Origin of the sequence: Bradyrhizobium sp. 26S5, assembly GCF_036923295.1 — a bacterium.
GTDB lineage: Bacteria > Pseudomonadota > Alphaproteobacteria > Rhizobiales > Xanthobacteraceae > Bradyrhizobium > Bradyrhizobium septentrionale.
In genome coordinates, this window is the sequence record NZ_CP145948.1 from 2,084,345 (window position 1) to 2,106,481 (window position 22,137).

At 63.8% G+C, this 22,137-nt stretch carries 18 protein-coding genes and 1 pseudogene; 12 read left to right on the top strand and 7 right to left on the bottom strand.

The features are described from left to right. Positions 1-46 precede the first annotated feature (46 nt). The 6 genes and pseudogenes from V5279_RS09825 to V5279_RS09850 all read left to right on the top strand — a co-directional run bounded on the left by V5279_RS09825 (position 47) and on the right by V5279_RS09850 (position 9,009). Positions 47-2,323 (top strand): NADP-dependent malic enzyme, encoded by a 2,277-nt coding sequence (locus V5279_RS09825; RefSeq protein ID WP_338701100.1) that lies wholly within the window; start codon positions 47-49, stop codon positions 2,321-2,323. 49 nt (positions 2,324-2,372) lie between these two features. Continuing rightward, positions 2,373-3,690, top strand: a pseudogene (locus V5279_RS09830) (NAD(P)/FAD-dependent oxidoreductase). A 29-nt stretch (positions 3,691-3,719) separates the two neighbouring features. Further along, on the top strand, positions 3,720-3,875 hold the full coding sequence (locus tag V5279_RS09835; protein WP_338696820.1) for a hypothetical protein: 156 nt from the start codon (positions 3,720-3,722) through the stop codon (positions 3,873-3,875). Then, entirely contained in the window at positions 3,868-5,766 is a 1,899-nt protein-coding gene (locus tag V5279_RS09840) for a sensor histidine kinase (protein ID WP_338696822.1), read from the top strand. The genes V5279_RS09835 and V5279_RS09840 overlap by 8 nt, the downstream gene beginning before the upstream one ends. Next, positions 5,756-7,129 (top strand): sigma-54 dependent transcriptional regulator, encoded by a 1,374-nt coding sequence (locus tag V5279_RS09845; protein ID WP_338696824.1) that lies wholly within the window; start codon positions 5,756-5,758, stop codon positions 7,127-7,129. The genes V5279_RS09840 and V5279_RS09845 overlap by 11 nt, the downstream gene beginning before the upstream one ends. A 161-nt stretch (positions 7,130-7,290) precedes the next feature. Continuing rightward, positions 7,291-9,009, top strand: coding sequence for a class I poly(R)-hydroxyalkanoic acid synthase (locus V5279_RS09850; RefSeq protein WP_338696826.1), 1,719 nt, complete (start codon positions 7,291-7,293; stop codon positions 9,007-9,009). A 64-nt stretch (positions 9,010-9,073) separates the two neighbouring features. Here the strand turns inward: V5279_RS09850 and V5279_RS09855 are convergent, their stop codons facing one another. The 4 genes from V5279_RS09855 to V5279_RS09870 all read right to left on the bottom strand — a co-directional run bounded on the left by V5279_RS09855 (position 9,074) and on the right by V5279_RS09870 (position 12,570). Continuing rightward, the gene (locus V5279_RS09855) at positions 9,074-9,892 is read right to left on the bottom strand and encodes a MetQ/NlpA family ABC transporter substrate-binding protein (protein WP_338696828.1); all 819 of its coding nucleotides are present in this window, start codon (positions 9,890-9,892) and stop codon (positions 9,074-9,076) included. A 78-nt stretch (positions 9,893-9,970) separates the two neighbouring features. After that, complete coding sequence (locus V5279_RS09860) at positions 9,971-11,311, bottom strand: LLM class flavin-dependent oxidoreductase (RefSeq protein ID WP_338696830.1); 1,341 nt, start codon at positions 11,309-11,311, stop codon at positions 9,971-9,973. A gap of 27 nt (positions 11,312-11,338) precedes the next feature. After that, the gene (locus V5279_RS09865; protein WP_338696832.1) at positions 11,339-12,163 is read right to left on the bottom strand and encodes a class I SAM-dependent methyltransferase; all 825 of its coding nucleotides are present in this window, start codon (positions 12,161-12,163) and stop codon (positions 11,339-11,341) included. A 149-nt stretch (positions 12,164-12,312) separates the two neighbouring features. Further along, entirely contained in the window at positions 12,313-12,570 is a 258-nt protein-coding gene (locus V5279_RS09870) for a hypothetical protein (protein WP_338696834.1), read from the bottom strand. Between V5279_RS09870 and V5279_RS09875 the strand changes: the two genes are divergently transcribed. The 5 genes from V5279_RS09875 (at position 12,562) to V5279_RS09895 (ending at position 17,841) form a co-directional block, all read left to right on the top strand. Beyond that, on the top strand, positions 12,562-13,998 hold the full coding sequence (locus tag V5279_RS09875) for an FAD-dependent oxidoreductase (RefSeq protein ID WP_338696836.1): 1,437 nt from the start codon (positions 12,562-12,564) through the stop codon (positions 13,996-13,998). The two genes, V5279_RS09870 and V5279_RS09875, sit on opposite strands and share 9 nt — an antisense overlap. Before the next feature lie 103 nt (positions 13,999-14,101). Next, positions 14,102-15,031: a TauD/TfdA family dioxygenase gene (locus tag V5279_RS09880; protein WP_338696838.1), complete on the top strand. Its 930-nt coding sequence runs from the start codon at positions 14,102-14,104 to the stop codon at positions 15,029-15,031. Between the two features lie 29 nt (positions 15,032-15,060). After that, the gene (locus V5279_RS09885) at positions 15,061-16,116 is read left to right on the top strand and encodes an ABC transporter substrate-binding protein (protein WP_338696840.1); all 1,056 of its coding nucleotides are present in this window, start codon (positions 15,061-15,063) and stop codon (positions 16,114-16,116) included. Further along, positions 16,113-16,979, top strand: a complete 867-nt coding sequence (locus tag V5279_RS09890; RefSeq protein WP_338696842.1) for an ABC transporter ATP-binding protein — start codon at positions 16,113-16,115, stop codon at positions 16,977-16,979. Before V5279_RS09885 ends, V5279_RS09890 begins: the two co-directional genes overlap by 4 nt. Beyond that, positions 16,972-17,841, top strand: a complete 870-nt coding sequence (locus V5279_RS09895; protein WP_175619822.1) for an ABC transporter permease subunit — start codon at positions 16,972-16,974, stop codon at positions 17,839-17,841. The genes V5279_RS09890 and V5279_RS09895 overlap by 8 nt, the downstream gene beginning before the upstream one ends. A gap of 115 nt (positions 17,842-17,956) precedes the next feature. Here the strand turns inward: V5279_RS09895 and epsC are convergent, their stop codons facing one another. The 3 genes from epsC to V5279_RS09910 are packed head-to-tail and all read right to left on the bottom strand — an operon-like array spanning position 17,957 to position 20,772. Continuing rightward, entirely contained in the window at positions 17,957-18,910 is a 954-nt protein-coding gene (gene epsC, locus V5279_RS09900; protein ID WP_414645913.1) for a serine O-acetyltransferase EpsC, read from the bottom strand. Positions 18,911-18,928: 18 nt separating this feature from the next. After that, the gene (locus V5279_RS09905; protein ID WP_338696847.1) at positions 18,929-19,501 is read right to left on the bottom strand and encodes a flavin reductase family protein; all 573 of its coding nucleotides are present in this window, start codon (positions 19,499-19,501) and stop codon (positions 18,929-18,931) included. Positions 19,502-19,542: 41 nt separating this feature from the next. Then, positions 19,543-20,772 carry an acyl-CoA dehydrogenase family protein gene (locus V5279_RS09910; protein WP_338696849.1) on the bottom strand — a complete coding sequence of 410 codons (1,230 nt, stop codon included), beginning with the start codon at positions 20,770-20,772 and terminating at the stop codon, positions 19,543-19,545. A 272-nt stretch (positions 20,773-21,044) separates the two neighbouring features. Here V5279_RS09910 and V5279_RS09915 point away from each other — a divergent pair, with 272 nt between their 5' ends. Beyond that, a complete protein-coding gene (locus tag V5279_RS09915; protein WP_338696851.1) occupies positions 21,045-22,136 on the top strand; it encodes an LLM class flavin-dependent oxidoreductase in 1,092 nt (363 codons plus the stop codon). The last annotated feature ends 1 nt before the right edge of the window (position 22,137 follow it).

Sequence of the window (22,137 nt, forward strand, 5' to 3'; positions counted from 1 at the left end):
AGCCCATTGCGGCCCCTCGGACGAAGACATCAAGCCGGGGAACATGATGGACCAGGATCTGAAGGAAGCCGCACTCGAATATCATCGCTTGCCGACGCCGGGAAAGATTTCCGTGGTGCCGACCAAGGCGATGGCCACCCAGCGCGATCTGGCGCTGGCGTATTCACCGGGTGTGGCGGAGCCTTGCCTGGTCATCGCCAAGGACCCGCTACAGGCCGATGTGCTGACGGCACGCAGCAATCTCGTCGCCGTCATCACCAACGGCACCGCGGTGCTCGGCCTCGGCAATATCGGCGCGCTGGCCGGCAAACCGGTCATGGAAGGCAAGGCGTGCCTGTTCAAGAAGTTCGCCGGAATCGATGTCTTCGATATCGAGCTCGCCGAGGAAGACCCCGACGCGCTGATCGAGACCATCGCCAGGATGGAGCCGACCTTCGGCGGCATCAACCTGGAGGACATCAAGGCGCCGGAATGCTTCTACATCGAGAAGAAGCTCCGCGAGCGGATGAAGATACCGGTGTTCCACGACGATCAGCACGGCACCGCGATCATCGCGGCCGCAGCGATCCTCAATGGACTGAAGCTGGTCAAGAAGGACATCGCGGACGTCAAGCTGGTTTGCTCCGGCGCCGGCGCCGCGGCGCTCGCTTGTCTTGATCTGATCGTGAGCCTTGGACTGCGCCGCGAGCGGATCATCGTGACCGATGCCAAGGGTGTCGTGTATGCCGGCCGCGTGGAAAGCATGGACGACAACAAGGCGCGCTATGCCGTGAAAACGGACGCGCGAAAGCTGGACGATATCATTGAAGACGCGGACATCTTCCTCGGCCTGTCGGCCGGCAAGGTGCTGACGCCTGATATGGTCAAGAAGATGGGCCGGGATCCGTTGATCTTCGCGATGGCCAATCCGATTCCCGAGATCATGCCGGAGGATGCGCTGGCGGTTCGTCCCGATGCGGTCATCGGCACCGGGCGTTCGGACTACCCCAACCAGATCAACAATGTGCTTTGCTTCCCGTTCATCTTCCGCGGTGCGCTCGACTGCGGGGCGACCACCATCAATGAGGAGATGAAGCTTGCGACGGTCCGCGCGCTCGCGGACCTCGCCATGGCGGAGGTTCCGGAAGTCGTCGCCGCCGCCTACAAGGGCGAAGGACTTCGCTTCGGCCGCGACTACCTCATTCCAAAACCGTTCGACCCGCGCCTGATCGAGATGATCGCACCGGCGGTGGCCGGGGCCGCGGCCGACAGCGGCGTCGCCCGACGTCCGATTGCCGATATGGATGCCTATCGCCAGCAGCTGGGTCGGTTCGTCTATCAATCCGGCAACGCGATGCAGCCGGTCTTTTCCGTGGCCAAGGGAAGCGGAAAATCCCTCGTTCTGGCGGAGGGCGAGGATGAGCGCGTGCTGCGCGCGGCGCAGGTCATCGTCGACGAGGGGATCGCCAGGCCGCTGCTGCTTGGCCGGCCGGCGACGATCGACGATCGGATCACGGCATTCGGCCTCCGGCTCAAGCCCGGCACCGACTGCGAGATCATCGATCCGCACGATGCCGAGGTCTACGCCAAATGCGCGGATGTCTACCATCTGCGCAGGAAGCGCGATGGCGTGTCGGCCGCGCTGGCGCTCTCGGAGACGCGGAGCAACGCGACCGTGCTTGCGTCGATCCTGCTCGAACGGGGCATCGGCGACGCTATGCTGTGCGGCGTGATCGGACGGACCGCGGATCACCTGGCTGCGATCCGCAACGTGATCGGAACGCGGGAGAACGTGCGGACACTAGCCGTGATGCAGATGCTCATTCTCCCGCAGCATCAGCTTTTCATTTGCGATACCCACTGCAATCTCAACCCGTCTGCCGAGCAGGTCGCCGACATCGCCCTGCTGGCGGCGGAGGAGGTCAAGCGCTTCGGTATCACGCCGAGGGTGGCGCTGCTGTCGCATTCGAGTTTTGGGAGCTCGGCGGTGCCGGAAGCGCACAAGATGCGGGAGGCGCGTGCGATCATTCGCGGGCGATCGCCCGATCTGGCCGTGGAGGGCGAGATGCGCGGCGATGCGGCGCTTTCGCAGTCCGTGCTCGATCATGAATTCCCCGATTCCGGCTTTGTCGGTCCGGCCAACGTGCTGGTGATGCCCAACCTGGATGCCGCCAACATCTCCTACAATCTGTTGCGGATGGCCGCGGGGCAGGGGCTGACGGTCGGCGGGATTTTGCTCGGCGCGGCAAAGCCGGCGCATATTCTCACGCCATCATCCACTGTCCGCCGTATCGTGAACATGGCTGCAGTCGCCGTCGCGGATGCGGTTTCCGAGCGCGCCTGACCGGAAGGACATGATTGGGCGGACGTGAACGCGATCGGTCGAGGCCATCATGAGTGAGGTGCAATCGGGAAAGCGGCGGGTCGTGATCGTCGGCGGCGGCGCGGGCGGACTGGAGCTCGCGACCCGGCTCGGCGACAAATACGGCCGCAAGGGAAAGCTCGACGTTACGCTGATCGAGCGCAACCGCACCCATGTCTGGAAGCCGAAGCTGCACGAGATCGCGGCCGGCAGCATGGATATCGCCGCCCACGAGGTCGACTATCTCGCGCAATCCTACTGGCACGGCTTTCGCTACCGGATCGGCGAGATGATCGGGATCGACCGGGAGCAGCGCCAGGTGCAGGTGGCGCCGCATCTCGATGCCGAAGGTCGCGAGGTGACGCCGAAGCGCAGCTTCGACTATGACGTCCTTGTCATCGCCGTCGGCAGCCAGAACAACGACTTTGGCACGCCTGGTGTCGTGGATCACGCGATCAAGCTCGAATCGCAGGTCGATGCGAAGCGCTTCCACGAACGCATGGTCAATGCGTGCATCCGCGCCCACGCCCAATCGTCGGCTCTCGCGGAGCACCAGTTGAAAGTCGCAATCATCGGCGCCGGCGCGACCGGAGTCGAGCTTGCGGCGGAGCTGCACCGGACGACGCGGGAGGTGGTGGCCTATGGCCTCGATCAGGTCGATCCGCACAAGGACATCAGGATCACGCTGATTGAAGCCGCGGACCGGGTGCTTCCCGCGCTGCCGGAACGGGTTTCGCAAGAGACGGAGAAACTCCTCGTCAGGCTTGGCGTCGATCTCTTGGTCGGCGCCAAGGTTTCCGAGGTCGGTTGCGACCATGTCAGCCTGACCGACGGCCGGACGATTCCTGCCGAGCTGATCGTCTGGGCCGCCGGAGTCACCGGATTTCCTGAAGGATATTGCCGGCCTCGAAACCAACCGCATCAATCAGCTGGTGGTGCGGCCGACCCTGCAGACCACGCGCGACGACAACATCTTCGCGATCGGCGACTGTTCGGCCTGCTCATGGGGCGAACGGGGCAATGTGCCGCCCCGCGCCCAGGCGGCGCATCAGCAGGCCTCCCACCTCTATTCCCAGATCCCGCGGCTTCTGCAGGGCGAGGCGCTCAAGGATTATCGTTACCGGGACTTCGGGTCGCTGGTGTCGCTCGGCGAATTCAGCACGGTCGGCTCGATGATGGGCGCGCCGGTGGGTGGCAGCCTTGTCTTCGAGGGGCTGTTCGCCCGGATGATGTACCTGTCGCTGTACAAGATGCACGAATACGCCCTGCACGGTCCGGCGAAGGTCGCGCTCGACACGCTGGCCCGCCTGATCACCCGGCGGACCGAGCCGCACGTCAAGCTGCATTGATTGCGGTCGCGGAGGAGATCGATGTCGTGATGGACCAGCTCACCGTCTGGCAGGCCGCCAAGAGTCCTGCCACGCTCAAGGTCATCCTGATCGGGGTGTGCGTGACGCTGCCGGGCATCATCGCCCACACCGGATTTTCCTGTCGCGTATTCCCAGGCAAGACCATAGAGTTGGCCCATGCGTGAGTGGTCGTCCGCAGTGGCCGGCGCGCCCCGCTTTTTGCTGGTTCACAAGATGACGGAGCTTCCATCCCTGGTGAACATCAAGGGGCCTCCCAAAGTCGGTTTGGTGATGCCCATTTCCACGCGGTGGCTGGTTCGCGGCGCGCTTGCCCTTGCGCTGGTCGCCGCGGCATCGTGGCTCGGATATGCGATCACGTTTCGCCGCGGGCTCGACCATTTGCACGCCGCGGCGCAGCAGCGGCTGGCGGTCGAGGCCGCCAGGCTCGACGGTTATCTCTCGAGATTCGAATATCTGCCGTCCCTGCTGGAGACGTCGCCCAGTGTGTTCCGGCTGCTCGAGGCCCCCAGCGATCCTGCACTGCAGCAAACCGTCAGCCTTTATCTGAAGTCGATCAACCTGCTTGCGGGAGCCGACAACCTCTATGTCCTGGGCGTCTCCGGCGCGACGCTGGCCGCAGCCGATTTCGACCAGCCCGGGACACCCTTCGGCGAAAACCTGTCGTATCGCCCCTATGTGAGCGAAGCACTCGCGAGCGGCCGCGGGGCGTTCTTCGGTATCGGTATCACGACGGCGCGCGCCGGCTACTATCTGTCTTATGCGCTGAAGGTGGGCGGCACGACGAAAGGGGTCGCCACGGTCAAGGTCAATCTGGATTCGTTCGAGCGTGCGTGGCGCAACACCGAAAACGACATCCTTCTGGTCGATGAGCGCAAGGTGACGATCCTTGCCTCGCGCGACGAGTGGCGCTATCGCCCGATGGCGCCGCTGTCGGTCCAGACGCGCGATGACATTGCACGGTCCAAACCCTACGGAAACCACGACCTGGCGCCACTCGGATGGACCTTCGCTGCCCAGTCCGAGAGCGACGCCGCCCGGATCACCACGCAGAACGGAACCGCCTACACGGTCAGCGAGCTTCCGATCAACCGCGGCTTGTGGAACCTGGTCCTTCTCGATGACGAGGCGCCCACACGGCAGATCGCACTCATCATCGGGGGCATATCCGGGCTCGTCGCCATCGTTGCGCTGCTGGCGCTCGGCCTTGTCGAGCAACGCCGGAGAGAGATCAAGCACCGGCTGGCCAGCCAGGCCGCGTTGCAGACGGCCAACGACATGCTCGAAACGAGGGTGCAGGAGCGCACTGCCGAATTGCGGGCCGCGCAAGACGAACTCGTTCACGCCGGCAAGCTGGCCGCGCTCGGCCAGATGTCGGCCGGCATCGTGCACGAACTGAACCAGCCGCTGGCTGCGCTGCAGACTGCTGCCGACAATGCGGTCCTGCTGGTCGACCGCGGGTCGATCGGCGATGCCCGTGGAAACCTTACCCGAATTGGCGAGTTGGTACGCCGGCTCGGACGCCTGACCAGCCAATTGCGGGTTTTCGCATACAAGTCGAGCAGCCCGCTTGATGCGGTCTCCGTCGAACAGGCCGTCGCCGAGGCGCTCAAGATACTCGCCGGGCGCGTCAAGGACGGCGGGGTCGCCGTCGCGACCGATATCGACGCGAAGCTGGCCGTCGTCGCCGATCAAACGCGATTGGAGCAGCTGTTGTGCAACATCGTGGCGAATGCGCTGGATGCGGTGGAGAGCGTCGAACAGAAGTCGATCCTGATCCGGGCGAGCAGGGAAGAGGCGCAGACCGCGCGCTGCCGCATCGCGATCAGCAACAGCGGGCCCGCGATCGCGTCCGATGTTCTGCAGCGCATGTTCGAACCATTCGTGACGACCAAGCCCGCCGGCAAGGGGTTAGGCCTCGGCCTGATGCTCTCTAATCACATCGCGCGCTCCTTCGGCGGCGAACTGCGTGCGCGAAACCTGATGCCTGATGGTGCCGAGTTTGTCGTGATCCTTCCATTGGCTGAGATAGCAGAGGCGGCTTCGCATGGGCGATGACCAATCGATCGGCGTGATCTATGTCGAGGACGACGACGACGTACGGATCGGCGGCGTCCAGGCGCTCGAGCTCGCAGGATTTTCCGTCTCCGGATTTGCCTCGGTCGAGACCGCCAACGGATCCGTTCGTGCCGACATGCCCTTCGTCGTGGTCTGCGACGTGCGCCTGCGCGGGCGGAGCGGCCTTGACTGGCTGTCCGATCTGCGTCGGCTGGACCAGGATCTCCCGGTGATCCTGATCACCGGTCACGGCGATATTTCAATGGCCGTGCAGGCGATGCGGAGCGGCGCCTATGACTTCATCGAGAAACCGTGCTCCTCGGAGCAGCTGATCTCGGTGGTGCGCCGGGCGGCGGAAAAGCGGCGGCTGACCCTGGAGGTTCGTTCGCTGCGATCGGCCCTGGCGGATCGCCAGGGAATCGAGGCGAGCCTGCAAGGCCGATCGCCGCAGATCCAGGAAGTGCGCCGGCTCGTCTCTACCCTGGCCACGACCAATGTCGACGTCACGATCTATGGTGAAACCGGAACCGGCAAAGACGTGGTCGCGCGCTGTCTGCACAATCACAGCGGTCGCCGCGGCGGCAACTATGTCGCGGTGAACTGCGGCGGCCTTCCGGAATCGCTGGTCGAGAGCGAGCTGTTCGGCCACGAGGTGGGCGCGTTCACTGGTGCCACCCGGCAACGGATCGGAAAGATCGAATATGCCAATGGCGGGACGTTGTTTCTCGACGAGATCGAGAGCATGCCGCCGAGCGTCCAGGTCAAGTTGCTAAGGTCGCTGCAGGACAGATCCATCGAGCGCGTCGGAACCAACAAGCCGATCTCGGTGGACTGCCGCGTCGTGGCTGCGAGCAAGGCGAATTTGTTCGAACTGAGCGAAAAGCGGCTGTTTCGTGCCGATCTCTACTATCGCCTCGGCGTCGCATTCATCGAGCTGCCACCGCTGCGCGAGCGGCGGGAGGATATCCCGCTGCTGTTCGAGCATTTCACCCTGGACGCGGCGCGGCGGTTCGAGCGTGATGCGCCGATCCTGGACGAGCAGACCACGTCGCATTTGCTGGCCTATTCATGGCCGGGAAATGTGCGGGAACTTCGCAACGTCGCCGATCGTTTCGTGCTTGGTGTGCTCGACCGCAAGACGATCAACAAGGCGGGCTTCGGTACGTCGGACGTGTCATTGCCGCGGCAATTGGAGAACATCGAGCGATCGATCATCGAGGACGCGCTACGGCGCAAGCAAGGCGACGTCCAGGCGACCGCCGCGCTTCTGAGCATCCCGAAGCAGACGCTGTACGACAAGATCAAGCGCCTTTCCGTCAGTGTCGACGGGATCAGGGAGGGCGCTGTGCGCTCCGGGGCCTGAGACTGCGGTGAGCAATTGCGGCGCCGGGAGCAGCGGAAGTCCGCACCGCGCGGGCGCCCGGATAGATAGCAGGCTCTCGGTGAACGCGAGAGCAAAGGGCGCCGGTAGAAGCTGCCCGAGATCGGAAGCGAACCAGTCAATCTTGGCTAGCGAGGGACGTCATGAATCGACCATTCAACATGCCCGACGAATTTGTCGAGGGTTTCATGAAAGCGGGGGAAAGCCTGTGGCGGTCGCTCGGGTGGGCGACGAACGTCGATCGCGAGGGGGCGAACCTCGGCTCAACCCTGAATTCGTCGGAACGCTTCGCCGAATTGCAGGCGGATCACCTCAGGCGCCTGTACCAGCTCACCGAGCACATCATCAGATCGGCATCCGGGGTGCCGAGCGAAGCGGGCATTGAGCCTGCGCGTGGCGATCGCAGGTTCAACGCCGAGGAATGGCGGGACAACGCGGCCTATAGCGTTTTGAAGCAATGCTATTTGCTGAACGCGCGCTATTGCGTCGACTTCGTCGAAGCGCTCGATCTCGATGAGAAGGAAAAGCATCGCTTGCGCTTCTTCACGCGCCAGCTTGTCGAGGCGATGAGCCCGACCAATTTCATCGCCACCAATCCTGACGTCATCAAGCTTGCGACGGACAGCGAAGGTCAGAGTCTCAAGGCCGGTCTCGACAATTTGATGACCGATCTGGGCAGAGGCAGCCTCACGATCACGGACGAGGAAGCTTTCGAAGTCGGAAAGGACGTCGCCACATCAAGGGGCGCGGTCGTGTTCGAGAACGAGCTGCTTCAGCTCATTCAATATGAACCGGCGACCGCGCAGGTGACGGCGCGGCCGCTGCTGATCGTGCCGCCCTGCATCAACAAGTTCTACATTCTCGACCTGCAGCCGGCCAATTCCTTCGTCCGCTTTGCGGTCGAGCATGGTCTGACCGTTTTCATGGTCTCCTGGCGCAATCCGGATGTCTCATGCGGGCACTTTGCCTGGGACGACTACGTCGAACATGGCACCATGCGCGCGATCGAGGTGGCCCGGTCGATCTCCGGTGCCGACAAGGTCAACGCGGTCGGCTGGTGCGTCGGCGGAACCATCCTGTCGTCTGCGCTGGCAATCCTGCGGACGCGGCGTGACGAGTCGGTGGCCAGCGTGACATTGCTGACGACGATGCTCGATTTCCGCGAGCCGGGAGATCTCGGCGTGTTCGTGGACGAGGAGGGGGTGCGGCAGCGGGAGCAGACCATCGGCAATGGCGGCATCTACCGCGGCTCGGAGCTCGGGTTTGTGTTCCAGACCCTGCGCTCGAAGGAGCTGATCTGGCCGAACGTGATCAACAACTATCTGAAGGGAAAATCGCCTGAGCGTTTCGATCTTCTGTTCTGGAACGCCGACGTGACGAACCTGCCGGGGCCGATGTATTGCTGGTACATCCGGAACATGTACCTGGAGAACAACCTTCGGGAGCCGAACCGCCTGACGATGTGCGGAACGCCAATCGATCTCGGACGGGTCGACCTGCCTGCCTACGTCCTTGCGACCGTTGAGGATCACATCGTGCCTTGGCGATCGGCCTATCGCACCACGGGCCTGTTCAGTGGCAACACCCGCTTTGTGCTGGGCGCGAGCGGGCATATTGCCGGCGTGATCAACCCCGCCTCGAAGAACAAGCGAAGCTATTGGCTGTCGGACGAGCGATGCGACGACCCGGCGGCATGGCTGGCGGGCGCGGCCGAAAAGCCGGGCAGCTGGTGGAACGACTGGATCGCATGGCTCAAGCCGTGGGCTGAAGACCAGGTGCCCGCCCGCCCGCAACTCGGCAGCAATCTCTATCCTCCAGGGGAATCCGCGCCAGGCCGATACGTGAAGGCCAAAGCGAACTGACAGCGATAGCGAGCCGTGTGAGCGCTGCTTCGGATGATTTCCGGCGCTCTGGACGGCTCGGCCATCACTTCAGGTAGTCCGGCAAGGTAAACCCGTCATAGAAGCGGTCGGAGAAGATCGCGGTCTTGAAGGTCTGCGATTTGTAGCCGGCAACGATGTCCTGCGCCCACGCCGCATCCGCATTGGCCTTCTTGACGGCGACCACGTTGATGTAGGGCGTCGTCATCCTTTCCAGCGCGAACGCATTGGTCAGCTTCAATCCGCTGTAGATCGCGAAATTGCCCTGGATCGCGGCGAAGTCGACGTCGTCGAGCGCGCGCGGCGCCTGGGCTGCTTCCAGCGGCACGATCTTGATGCCGCCGGGGTTCTTGATGACGTCGAGCTCGCTGACGTCGACCGGCTTTGAGTCGCGGATCTCGACGAGGCCGAGGTCGCGCAGGATCCACAATGCGCGCTGCAGATTGACGGGGTCGTTGGGCACCGCGATCGTCGAGCCCGGCCTGATCGGCGTGCCCGGCGGGTGCTTCTTGGAATAGAGCCCCATCGGCGGCGTCGGCACGTGGACGATTCCGACGAGATCGGTGCTTTGCCGCTCGTTATAGGAGTTCAGGAAGATCGTGTGCTGCATCACGTTGGCATCGATCTCGCCCTTGAACACCGCGTTGTTGGCCTCGAGCCCGGTGGAGAACTCGACATATCTGATGCGATAGCCCTTGTTCTGCAGCTCCGGCGCCACGCCGACCTTGAACTCGTCGATATAGGGGCCCGGGACAAAACCGACTTTCAACTCGGGCTTGGCAGGCGTCTCTGCGCGCACGGTGGCACCGATCACGGCGCCAAGAAGCAGGAGGGCGGAAAGCCAGGAGGAGCGCGCAGTCTGCATGGTCGTTATTGCATCCTGATGGGAGCCGTGCGGCAGCACTTGCCGCGGAAGGCCGAACGATTTGGGAATGGGAAGCGTTCAGGCGATCGCCTGAATCGAGCCGGAAAAGACGCTCGGCGGCCGATTCAGGTCGTAATGATCGCGCAATGTCGTGCCGGCGTAGTCGTCGCGGAACAGGCCGCGCTTGCGCAGGATCGGAACGACCTGCTCGGCAAAGACATCGAATCCGCCGGGCAGCCAGGGCGGCATGACGTTGAAGCCGTCGGCGGCGCCGTTCTCGAACCAGGTCTGGATATTGTCGGCGATCTTCTCCGGCGGGCCGGCAATCACCCAGTGTCCGCGCGCGCCGGCGAGGCGCTGGACGAGCTGGCGGATCGTCGGCTTCTCGCGGTCGACGATGTCGACCACGAGCTTGAAGCGGCTGGCCACGCTGCGTGCACCGTTGGTGTCGATCAGATGGCGCGGGAACGGGCCGTCGAGATCGAAACCGGAGAGGTCGAGCCCGATCATCTGGCGCAGCTGGGTCAGCGAATATTCCGGCTGGATTAGCTCATTGAATTCGTCCTGCAGCCGATCCGCCTCGGCTTGCGTGCTGGCGATGAACGGGCTGATGCCCGGCAGGACCTTGATCTGATCGGGGCTGCGGTCGAAGAGGCGCGCCTGACGCTTGATGTCGGCGTAGAATTCCTGGGCGCTCGCCAGCGTCTGATGCGCGGTGAAGATCGCTTCCGCGAAGCGCGCGGCAAAGGCGCGGCCGTCGTCCGACGAGCCCGCCTGGATGTAGACCGGCCGTCCCTGCGGCGTCCGCGAGATGTTGAGCGGCCCGCGAACCCGAAAATGCTTCCCGACGTGGTCGATCGCGTGGATCTTGTCGGTATCGGCAAAGACCCCGGAGACGGGATCGTTGATCAGCGCATCGTCTTCCCAGCTGTCCCAGAGACGGGTGATGACGTCGAGATATTCCCGTGCCCGCTCGTAGCGTTCGTGATGCGGCGGATGCTCCGGCAGGCCGAAATTCTGCGCCGCCTGCGCCGTGCTTGTCGTCACGATGTTCCAGCCGGCGCGGCCGCCGCTGAGATGGTCGAGCGAGGCGAACAGGCGGGCGAGGTTATAAGGTTCGCTGTAGGTCGTCGACGCGGTTGCGATCAGGCCGATCCGCTTGGTGGCGACCGCGATTGCGGCGAGCCAGGTGATCGGCTCGAAGCGGAAGCGCTGCGCGTAGCGGACATTGTCGGCCAGGGCCGGTCCGTCGGCAAAGAAGATCGCGTCGAACTTGTGCGCTTCGGCCTTCTGCGCCAGCTCCTGATAAAAGGTGACGTCGAGGATGCGGTCCGCGGCGGAGCCCTTGTAGCGCCACGCCGCCTCGTGATGGCCGCCCGGATAGATGAAGAGATTGAGAGAAAGCCGTCGATCGCTCATGCCTGAAACTCGGGAATGTTGGTGGTGTCAGTTGCCGGCCGGCGCCTTGCGCGCAAACGCGAAACGCAAATAACGCTCCAGGATCAGCCCCTCCAGCGTTCGTTTGGTTTCGACCAGGCGGGCAAATGCGCTGCGGACCTGTTCACGTTCGGCCGGCGAGAATGCCTCCAGAAAGTTACCGAAGGCGCTCGCTTCCGACCAACGGAGCAGCGAATTTGCATCTGCATGGACGTCGGTCAGCGCGCGCAACTCGCTGCGGTAATCGGTGAAGCCGCCGGCGACAAACAGCGGCCTGAGCTCGCCATCGGTCAGGCCCAGCACCGGGTTGGAATCCTGGCGATGATCGGCGAGCCCTGCCTCGGCGATGGCCTGGCGCAGCAGTACGCGGGACTGATGCGGACGCGACGGGTCCTGCACGTTCAGCCCAAGCCGGCCCCCCGGCTTCAGCACCCGGTGGATCTCCCGCAAGGCGCCGCTCTTGTCGGCGATCCAATGGAACACGCTGTTGAGATAGACCGCATCGAACTGGCGGTCATCGAAGCGCGAGAGGTCCTCGGCTCGGCCGGTCTGGAATTGCAGATTGTCCGACTGGCGAAGCCGCGCGATCTCGATGCGGCCGGCGAGCGGATCGATGCCGATCACCTGGCCGTTCGGCCCGACAAGACTTGCCACGAATTCGGCGAGGCGGCCGGTGCCGGTCCCGATGTCGAGGACATGCTCGCCGGATTTGATCGCCAACGGTCCGATCAGGAATTTGCCGTGACGGAACTGGACCAGCCCGGCTTCATCGTAGGAGCGAGCCAGCTCCGGAGTATCGTGTTCGAGACTGATGGCGCCAGTCGTTTGCGGCATGTCCGATGATCCATGATTGCGACGCTGCGCGCGCTTCGGCGTGCGAGCTGGACTTTGACTCTACGTCGGTGATCGCAAGCCTGTCGATGAAATGAACTTGCATTGTTGCGTGGGAAGCAAGCATGAACCTTGTGAGTTGATCGGCGATGTTAGACGAGTGCAGCCGTCATGATGAAATCGGCAGGCGATTTGCGCTGATCTAGCGCGTGAGACGGCGCAGTCTTGCGGTTTTTGCGCGCAGCCGGAGCAAGCAAGGCGACGATCGCCGCAAATATTTCAACTGCTGCGTCGACCGCGAAGCGATTGTTGCGCGCCGTCAAAAACAAAGCTGGTTTCGTTTCATTGACTGGCGATCGTTCGCTTTTACGATTTGCAGCGTCAAAGCGAGGCCGATCAAGATGCCGCAATCCGATCCCGACAGCGTTGCCCGCGAAGCCCTGCGCCTGATCGGACCCGATCCGCAAAACTGGGTGCCCGATCGCGACGGGATCGATCACAATGTGGTTGTCGTCGGTGGCGGACAATCCGGCTCGGCATTTGCGTTTGCACTGCGACGGGCAGGCATCGGCAAGATCTCGGTGATCGATGCCGCGGCCGACGGCAGTACGTCAGGCGTCTGGCTGACGAGTGCGCGGATGCACAAGCTGCGCACGCCCAAGAGCTTGCCGGGCCCCGAGCTTGGTCTGCCCGGTCTCGGATTCCAGGCCTGGTACGAGGCGCGCTACGGCGCAGCCGCGTATGACGCGCTCGATCGCATTCTGCGGCTCGACTGGGCCGCCTATCTCGACTGGTATCGCAAGGTCACCGGCGTCGGCGTTCGTTACGGGACGCGGCTGGTTCGCATCGAGCCCGCGGGAGATCATCTGCGACTGCATCTCGCGCAGGGCGATCGCACGACAGTCGAAACCACGCGAAAGCTTGTGCTCGCGACCGGCTTTGCCGGCAGTGGTGGCGCCCTTGTTCCAGACGTGCTGCGCAATCTGCCGAAGCAATTTCATGCGCATACCTCGGAGAAGATCGACTTCAGGACCCTGCGGGGTCGGTCGGTCGCGGTGGTCGGAAGCGCCGCGTCGGCATTTGATGCCGCCGCCGTCGCGCTCGAAGCCGGCGCGCGCGACGTCCATCTCTATGCGCGGCGCGAAACACTGGCTTCGCTCCCGGTGATCCGGATCCGGGGCTATCCGGGTGCCTACGACAATTACGGAGCTTTGCCGGATGCGGTGCGCTGGCAACAGGCGATCCGCTTCCGTCGCGCCGGCTCGACGCCGCCACCGGATGCGATCTCGCGCGCCGTCGCGTTTCCCAATTTTCATCTCCATTTGGGCGCGCCATGGCAGGCGGTGCGGCTCGAGGGCGGGCGTGCCGTCGCGTTGACGCCGCAGGGTGAATTTGTGTTCGACTTTGCCATGGCCGGCACCGGATATTCGGTGGACCTCGGCGCGCAGACCGAGCTCCGCGACTTCGCGGACGAGATCCTGCTGTGGCGTGACCGGTTCGCTCCGCGTGACGATGATCGAGACGAGACGCTGGCGGCGTATCCCTATCTGGGATCGGGGCATGAATATCTGGAGCGGCGGCCCGGCCGTGCGCCCTTCCTGAAAAATATTCACGTCTTCAACCCGGCCGCCTTCGTCAGCTACGGCCTGCCGGTCGGCGATGTCCCGAGCTTCAGGCGCGACATTCCCGCCGTTGTGGCACGGATCAGCCGCGATCTGTTTCTGGACGATCTGCCGGCGCATGAGGCGCGCATCAACGGATCGATCGCCGACGATTTCGGCGCCGAGCTTTATGCGCCGGCGGTGTGGCGGCCACCGGAGTACGTCGCGGCCGAGTAGGGCATGGCAGCACAGCATCGAATTCGTTTGTCTCCGCCGTCGCTCCCGCGACCGGCGCATAGCGGAGCCTAGTCTGGGAGATCGCGGTGGTGAGAGCACGATCATGAGCAGCACGACGACTATTGATAACGTCATTCCGCGCGCGGACATCGTCAAGCGCGCGGCGAGGCTTGGAGCGGAGATCAGGAACGTCAGGCTGTCGGGCGATCTGTCCGACGAGGTCATCCGCGCCGTCAACCAGGTGCTGCTCGAGCACAAGGTGATCTTCTTCCGCGACCAGGGGCATCTCGACGGCGCCGAGCAGGAGCGCTTTGCGGTGCGGCTCGGCAAGCTCGTGCCGCATCCGACGGTCGGGGCAATCAAGGGGACGTCGTCGATCCTGGAGCTGGATTCGGGGCGCGGCGGCGGCCGTGCCGATCAATGGCATACCGACGTGACCTTCGTTGACGCCTATCCGAAGATCTCGGTCCTGCGCGGGGTGGTGATTCCGCCCTACGGCGGCGACACCGTCTGGTCGAATACGGCAGCGGCCTACCTCGACCTGCCGGCACCGCTGCAACGGCTCGTCGACGAGCTGTGGGCGGTTCACAGCAACGCCTATGATTATGCCGTCAAGGCCCGCGCAAGCGAGGCCGACCGCAAGCATTTCGACGAAGTGTTCACCGGCACGGTCTACGAGACCGAGCACCCCGTGGTGCGCGTTCACCCCGAGACCGGTGAGCGGACGCTGGTGCTGGGCAACTTCGTCCAGCGTTTCGTCGGCTTGCCGAAATATGACGGCCAGAAGCTGTTCGACCTGTTCCAGTCGCACATCACGGCGCCCGAGAACACCGTGCGCTGGAGCTGGCAGGCCGGCGACGTCGCGATCTGGGACAACCGCGCCACCCAGCACTATGCGGTCAATGATTACGGCGATCAGCACCGCGTGGTGCGCCGTGCCACGATCGACGGCGAAGTGCCGGTGTCGATCGACGGCCGCCGCAGCGTGACGCGCATCAAGGCACCGAAGCAGCAGGCCGCGAAGGCGGCGTGATCCCGATCCGATCGAGCGGAGTTGCGAACATGAATGCATTGATCCGAATCCTTCGCGCCCGGCGTTTCGCCGCGCGCGCTGCCGCGCGGCTCATTTTGGCCGGTGCCGTGGCACTGGGGCTGGCGGCTTCGGCTTTCGCTGAGCCGCCGCTCGAAAAGACCGAGATCCGCTACCAGGGTTGGGCCGGCCAGGTGACGTTCACCGAACTCGCCGAAGACCTCGGCTATCTCGCGCCGCTCAAGCTCAAATGGGTCGGCAACACGATCAGCGGGCCGCAGGACATCCAGACCGTCGTCACCGGCGACATCGACATCGGTGGTGCGTTCTATGGCGCGATTCTCAAGCTGATCGCGGCGCGGGCGCCGATCAAGGCCGTGGTCGGTTACTACGGCTCCGATGCCAACACCTATCAGGGCTACTTCGTGAAGGAGGACAGCCCGATCAAGGCGGCGCGCGACCTGATCGGCAAGAAGGTTGCGGTCAACACGCTGGGCGCGCATCTGGAATTCGTGCTGCGCGAATATCTGGCCCGTGACGGCCTCAGCGCCGGCGAGGCCAAGCAGGTGACGCTGGTGGCGATCCCGCCGGTCAGCAGCGAGCAGGCCTTGCGGCAAGGTCAGGTCGAAGTTAGCGTGCTCAGCGGCGTGCTGCGCGACAAGGCATTGGAGCGTGGCGGCATCCGCTCGCTGTTCGCCGATACCGACCTGTTCGGCCAGTTCACCGGCGGCGCCTATGTGCTGCGCGACAAGTTCATCAAGGACAATCCCAACACGGCCCGCAAGCTGGTGGAAGGGATTTCGCGCGCGATCCAGTGGGCGCAGACAACGCCGCCAGAAGAGGTGCGGGCCCGGTTCGAGAAGATCATCGCGGAGCGCAAGCGCAATGAGGATGCATCCTCGATCAAGTACTGGAAGAGCACCGGGGTTGCGTCCAAAGGCGGCCTGATATCGGACGGTGAGATCCAGGTGTGGATCGACTGGCTGGTCAAGGACGGGCTGTTCAAGCCGGGGCAACTCAAGGCGTCCGACACCTACACCAACGAGTTCAACTATTTCCGTCCCGGCAAGACCGCGGAGGCACGATGAGCTCGGTCAAGATCCGCATCGAGCAGGTCCGTAAGGAGTTTGTGACGCGAGGCGAAGGCGGCCGGCCGGCAGGTCGCTTCACCGCGCTGGAGGACATCACGCTGGATGTTCGTGCGGGCGAATTCCTCGCGCTGGTGGGTCCGAGCGGTTGTGGCAAATCCACATTGCTCGACCTTCTGGGCGGGCTCACCGCGCCGACCAGCGGCCGTATCCTGCTCGATGGCCGGCCGATCGCCGGACCTGCACGCGATCGCGGTATCGTTTTCCAGCAGTACGCCCTGTTTCCGTGGCGAACTGCGGCGCAGAACGTCGAGTTCGGGCTCGACATCGCAGCCCTCAAGGCGAGGCAGCGGCGCGAGATCGCGGAGCATTTCCTCGATCTCGTCGGCTTGTCCAGCTTTGCCGACCGCTATCCGCACGAGCTTTCTGGCGGTATGAAGCAGCGTGTCGCAATTGCGCGAAGCCTTGCGTATGATCCGGAGGTGCTGCTGATGGACGAGCCGTTCGCTGCGCTCGACGCGCAGACGCGCGAGACGCTGCAGGGTGAACTGCTGCGGATATGGCGTGCCACCGGCAAGACCATCGTCTTCATCACCCATGGCATCGACGAGGCCGTCGTGCTCGGCCAAAGGGTGGCGGTGATGACCTCGCGCCCGGGGCGGATCAAGCAGGTGGTTGATATCCCCGAGCGCTTGCGCGGCGAATCCGAGGATGTGCGGTCGCTGCCGGAGTTCGGCCGCGTGAGGCACGAGGTCTGGAGCCTGCTTCGCGAGGAAGTGCGGAAGGCCCAGCAGGGCCAGTTGGCGGATGGTGCCGGCGCACGCCGTGCGGGCCCTGAAGCTGCGGAGGTTGCTCATGTCTAGTCTCGAAATGCTGACGTTGCTGGAACTGGCGCATGGGCGGCGCGAGCAGGCGGTGGAAGGCCGACTCCCGCCGATCACGAGTCGGTTGCGCGCAGGCATCCGCGGTCTGGCGGCGCGCGGGCGACGTTCGTTGTTACTGATTGTCCTGCTCGCCGCCTGGGAGGCCGCGCCGCGGCTTGGGCTGATCGATCCGGTGTTCCTGCCGCCGTTCTCGGAGGTGATCGCGGCCGGCTGGCAGCTCGCGCAAACCGGCGAACTCTATGACGATGTTTCTGCCAGCCTGCTGCGCGCCCTGAGCGGATTCCTGATCTCGGTTGCCTTGATCGTACCGCTTGGCCTTGTCGTTGGCTGGTACGCCCGGCTCGGCGATCTCCTGAACCAGTTCATCGAGATTTGCCGCAACACCGCGCCGCTGGCGCTGTTGCCGGTGTTCATTCTGCTGCTCGGGATCGGTGAGCTGTCGAAGGTCACGATGGTGATCTACAGCTGCGCCTGGCCGTTGTTGCTCAACACCATCGCCGCGGTGAAGCAGGTTGACCCCTTGCTCATCAAATCGGCGCGGACCATGGGAGCGACCCCGCAGCAACTGTTCCGCAAGGTGATCCTGCCGGCCGCGCTTCCCACGATCTTCGTCGGCATTCGCCTGGCCAGCGCATCGGCCATGCTGGTGCTGGTGGCTTCCGAAATGGTCGGGGCCAAGGCCGGTCTCGGCTATCTCATCATCAACAGCCAGTACAGCTTCCTGATCCCGCAGATGTATTTCGGCATTCTCGGAATCACCGTGATCGGCCTGGCGTTCAATGCCGTCCTCGAGGCGATCGAACGGCACTTCATGCGCTGGAAGGCGCCGGTGTCAGCCTGAGACAAGGAACGTCTAGAGCATTTTCGGTTCTGATTGAATCAGAACCGAAGCTCTAGATTCTTGTTTTGACGCGTTTTCTTCACGCGAACCGGTGTCCACTTCGCTCGAAAACGCTCTAGCCAGACGCCGGCGTATTGCGCGCCGTGGCCTGGGTCACCACGCTGTTCGGCGGAACATCCCTGGTCAGCCAGACATTGCCGCCGATGGTGGAGCCGCGGCCGATCGTGATCCGGCCGAGGATCGTCGCGCCGGCGTAAATGACGACATCGTCTTCGACGATTGGATGGCGTGCGTCGCCCTTGATCACATGTCCCTCGTCGTCGGTCGGGAAATGCCGCGCGCCGAGCGTGACCGCCTGATAGACACGGACGTTGTTGCCGATGATCGCAGTCTCCCCGATCACGACGCCGGTGCCGTGATCGATGAAGAAGCCCGAGCCGATCTGGGCGCCGGGATGAATGTCGATGCCGGTCCGGGTATGTGCGATTTCCGACATCAGGCGGGCCACCAGCCGTGCGCCGACCTGGTAGAGGAGGTGGGCAAGGCGATGGTGGATGATGGCGGTCATCCCGGGATAGCCAATCAGGATCTCGGGAAAATTCCGCGCCGCCGGGTCTCCAACAAATGCCGCCCGCAGATCGTTGATCAGAAGTCCGCGGACCGACGGCAGCTGCGTAGCGAACGCCCGCGTCAGCTCGATCGCCTCTTCGTGCACAAAGCCTGGCTCCAGCTCGTCGCCAACGAACAATGCGCCGCGATGAATCTGCGCGCTGAGGGAATCCAGTGCCGTGCTTAGCGTGTTGCCGACGAAATAGTCGATGTTCTCGCCGTCGAGGTCAGATTGGCCGTAGTGTCGCGGGAATAGAGCCTCGGTGAGGCCGTCGAGGATCGCCTCCAGCGCCTCGCGAGAAGGGGCACGATGCGCCTCGCCGTCGCGCCGGATACTATGGGTCTCCTCGCGGGACGTGCGCAACTCGGCCACGATCCGGTCCAGCTGCCAGCGGCCCGGTGCTCTGCTGACCGCGCCGGCCGATGCCGGAGGCGACGGTGGCGGCATTTCGCGTTTCATGCTTTGCCTTTCCCTGTCCTAACGGACATGTGCCAGGGGAATGCTGACCTCGGCCAGGAGATCGAGATCGGCTTCGTGATCGATCTGCACATATTGCCCATTCCAATAGGTAAGGCCGGACGGGCGATGCGATAGTTCCATGCTGGAGAGGCGACCCACGATGATGCCGTGCGAATGCCGCTCGATGATCTCCTCGACCTGGCATTCGACCATGGCCAGCGAGTGTTGCAGCAGCGGGACGCCGGAAGGGCCATATGTCCAGGCCGTTCCCTCGAAGCGCTGCTTGCCTTTCAGGATGCCGTCGCTGAAACGCTCCGCCAGCGCCTGCTGGTCGGAGCCGAGGATATTGACGCCAAACAGCCGATGACGTGCGATCGGGGCAAAGCACGAGGCCTGCCGGTTGATGCTGACCAGCAGCCGTGGCGGAGCGGCGCTGAGCGACGTCAGCGAGGTGACGGTCATCCCGGTGATGTCGTCGCCTTGCCCCGCGGTGATGATGGCAACTCCGCCGGCCAGGCGGCGCATCACCAGCCGAAACTGCTGCTCGATCTCATGGTCGGCATCGACCAAATGGAGGTCCGGCTTGCTCATCGAGTCTCTCCCCTCTCTTCGCTTCGCCGGATCGTTTCCGATCAGAAGAAGCCCTTGGCAGGCAGCGGCGTGCCGCTGATCTCATATTGCCCGATCGAACGGGCCTTGAAGCTGTTTGGATTGTGCGACGCCAGTGTCCGCGCGTTGCGCCAGTGGCGGTCGAAGTTGGTCGCCTTCTTGGTGGCGGACGCGCCGCCGACGTCAAACAGCAGGCTGCCGCTGCGGATCGCAAACTCGTCAGCGACGACCTTTGCCTTTGCCGAGAGCAGCGCCGCCTTGTGAGTGGCATCGACAGCACCGGCGTCGCCGGCATCGAACGCGTCGGTGGCGGCATCGAGCGCCTCCGCCGCCGCGAGCACGACGGTCTCGGCCGCAAACGCCCCGCTCGCGATCTGACCGATGGTCTGTTGCAGCAACGGGTCATCCGCCGGAATTTCGCTCGGCGCATAGTAGAAGGTCCGCTTGCGCGATCGCACCAGCTCGGTGGCGTCCTGCAACACGGCGCGCGCAATGCCGGCGTTGATGGCGGTCAGGAACAATTGCGCGAATGTGTTGGAGTAGGGAATGCCGTATCCGGTATCGGGTGCATCGAACACCGTCTCCTGACGCTTGACGCGCACGTTGCGGAAATGCGTGGTGCCGGTCGCGGTCAGGCGCTGTCCGAGCCCGTCCCAATCGTCGATCAGTTCGATGCCTTCGCGAGCAACCGGGATCAGCACGGCCGCATTGGCGCCTGTCGTGTCGGCGGTGCGCACCAGAACATAGTCGGAATAGAGCGTGCCGGTGCTGTAGTATTTGGTGCCGTTGAGCAGATAGTCGTCGCCGTCGGCTGTCAGCGTCGTGTTCGGCGTGACATTGCCGACCTTCGGCGTATCGAGTTCGGTGGCCGCGAGCCCGATGATCGCTCCATCGGCGACGGCCTTTTGCCATTGCCGATGCTGCTCGTCCTTCGGCCGGCGCACCAGCCGCTCGACCACGCTGAAATGGTTGCGCAGGATATGCGCGACATTGGCGTCGGCTGCGCCGAGCCGGATGACGATCTCGAACAGGGCGCGGATCGACGCCCCCGCGCCACCGGCCTCGACCGGAAGCCGTAGCGCGCCGAGACGTACCTTGCGGATGAGATCAATTTCAGTGAATGGCAGGACACGCTCGCGCTCGCGCTTGCTCGCACCCTCGGCGATGCGGCTCAGCAGCGCGTCGATGTCGGGGGGATGGCTATCCAGACGGTCGGACGGTTGCAGTGAGGTGGCGGGCACGGGCTTGTTCATGGATGTCGACCTGGGATGGCGTTGGTTGGTGATCTTGCTCGGTTGCTTGTTCGACCGGAGGTCGAGTGCCGGCATCGTGCACATGTTGCAAACTGTCCCACGATTTTTTGCGGACAGAAATAGAGCGGTTTTTCAATTGTCGCGGGATTCGGAGTTTTCTGATTTGTCCGCGCGCGCCGAGCAGCAAGGAAAATCTTTTGATGCGCCGTTGCTTGATCTCGCGCCGCGATTTCCACACAAGCGGAGCGGCAAACGCAATTCGGAGATCGCCAATGACGACACGACCGCTTCGCTTCGGCATCTGGGCGCTGGTGCACGGTTCGCGCGCCGCCTATCAGGATCCCGAAGAGCCCTATGATGCGTCATGGGAGCGCAACCGCGATCTCCTGCTCGCGGCAGAGGCGCTGGGCTACGACTCCACGCTGATTGCGCAGCACACGATCAATCCGCATCAGGAGGATCTCGATCAGCTCGAGGCCTGGAGCGCGGCGGCCGCACTGGCCGCGCTGACCAGCCGGATCGAGATCATCGCCGCGATCAAGCCCTATCTCTATCATCCGGTCGTGCTCGCGAAGCTTGCGCTCGGGATCGAGAACATCAGCCGCGGCCGTTTTGCGATCAATCTGGTCAATGCCTGGAACCGGCCCGAGCTCGACAAGGCAGGCATCGGCTTTGCGGAGCATGACGCCCGCTATGCCTACGGCCGCGAGTGGATCGCCGTGGTGTCGCGCCTGATGCAGGGCGAGCGGCTGACCTACAAGGGCGAACATTTCGACATCAGGGACTATGCCTTGCGGCCCGGGAGTCTCTACCGGCCACGGCCGCTGATCTATGTCGGGGGTGAATCCGAACCGGCGCGCGCCTTGGTCGCCGATCATGGCGACGTCTGGTTCATCAATGGGCAGCCGCTCGACGACGTTGCCCGCCTGATCGCCGATGTCGCGGCCCGGCCGAGAACGGCGGCTCTACTTCGGTTTGGGCTGTCCGCCTTTGTGATCGCGCGCGAGACGCAGGCTGAGGCAGAGGGGGCCTATGAAAGGTTGCTCGATCTCTCAGGCAAGGATGCGCCGATCAAGGCGATCCAGAGGCAGAACACCGATCCCAAGGTCGTGATGATGCAGACGATGCAGAAATCGGCGCGGGTCGGCAGCAATGGTGGAACGGCTGCGGGGCTGGTGGGAAGCTATGACGAGGTGGCTGCGCGTATCCGGGCATTTCATGCCGCCGGCATTGAACTGTTCATGCTGCAGTTCCAGCCGTTCGAAGCCGAGATGGAGCGCTTTGCAAAGGAGATCATCCCGCGCGTGCGTCGGGCTCCAGTCACGGCCGATGGCAAGCCGGGCCTTCTGGCCGGCTCGCGGTGAC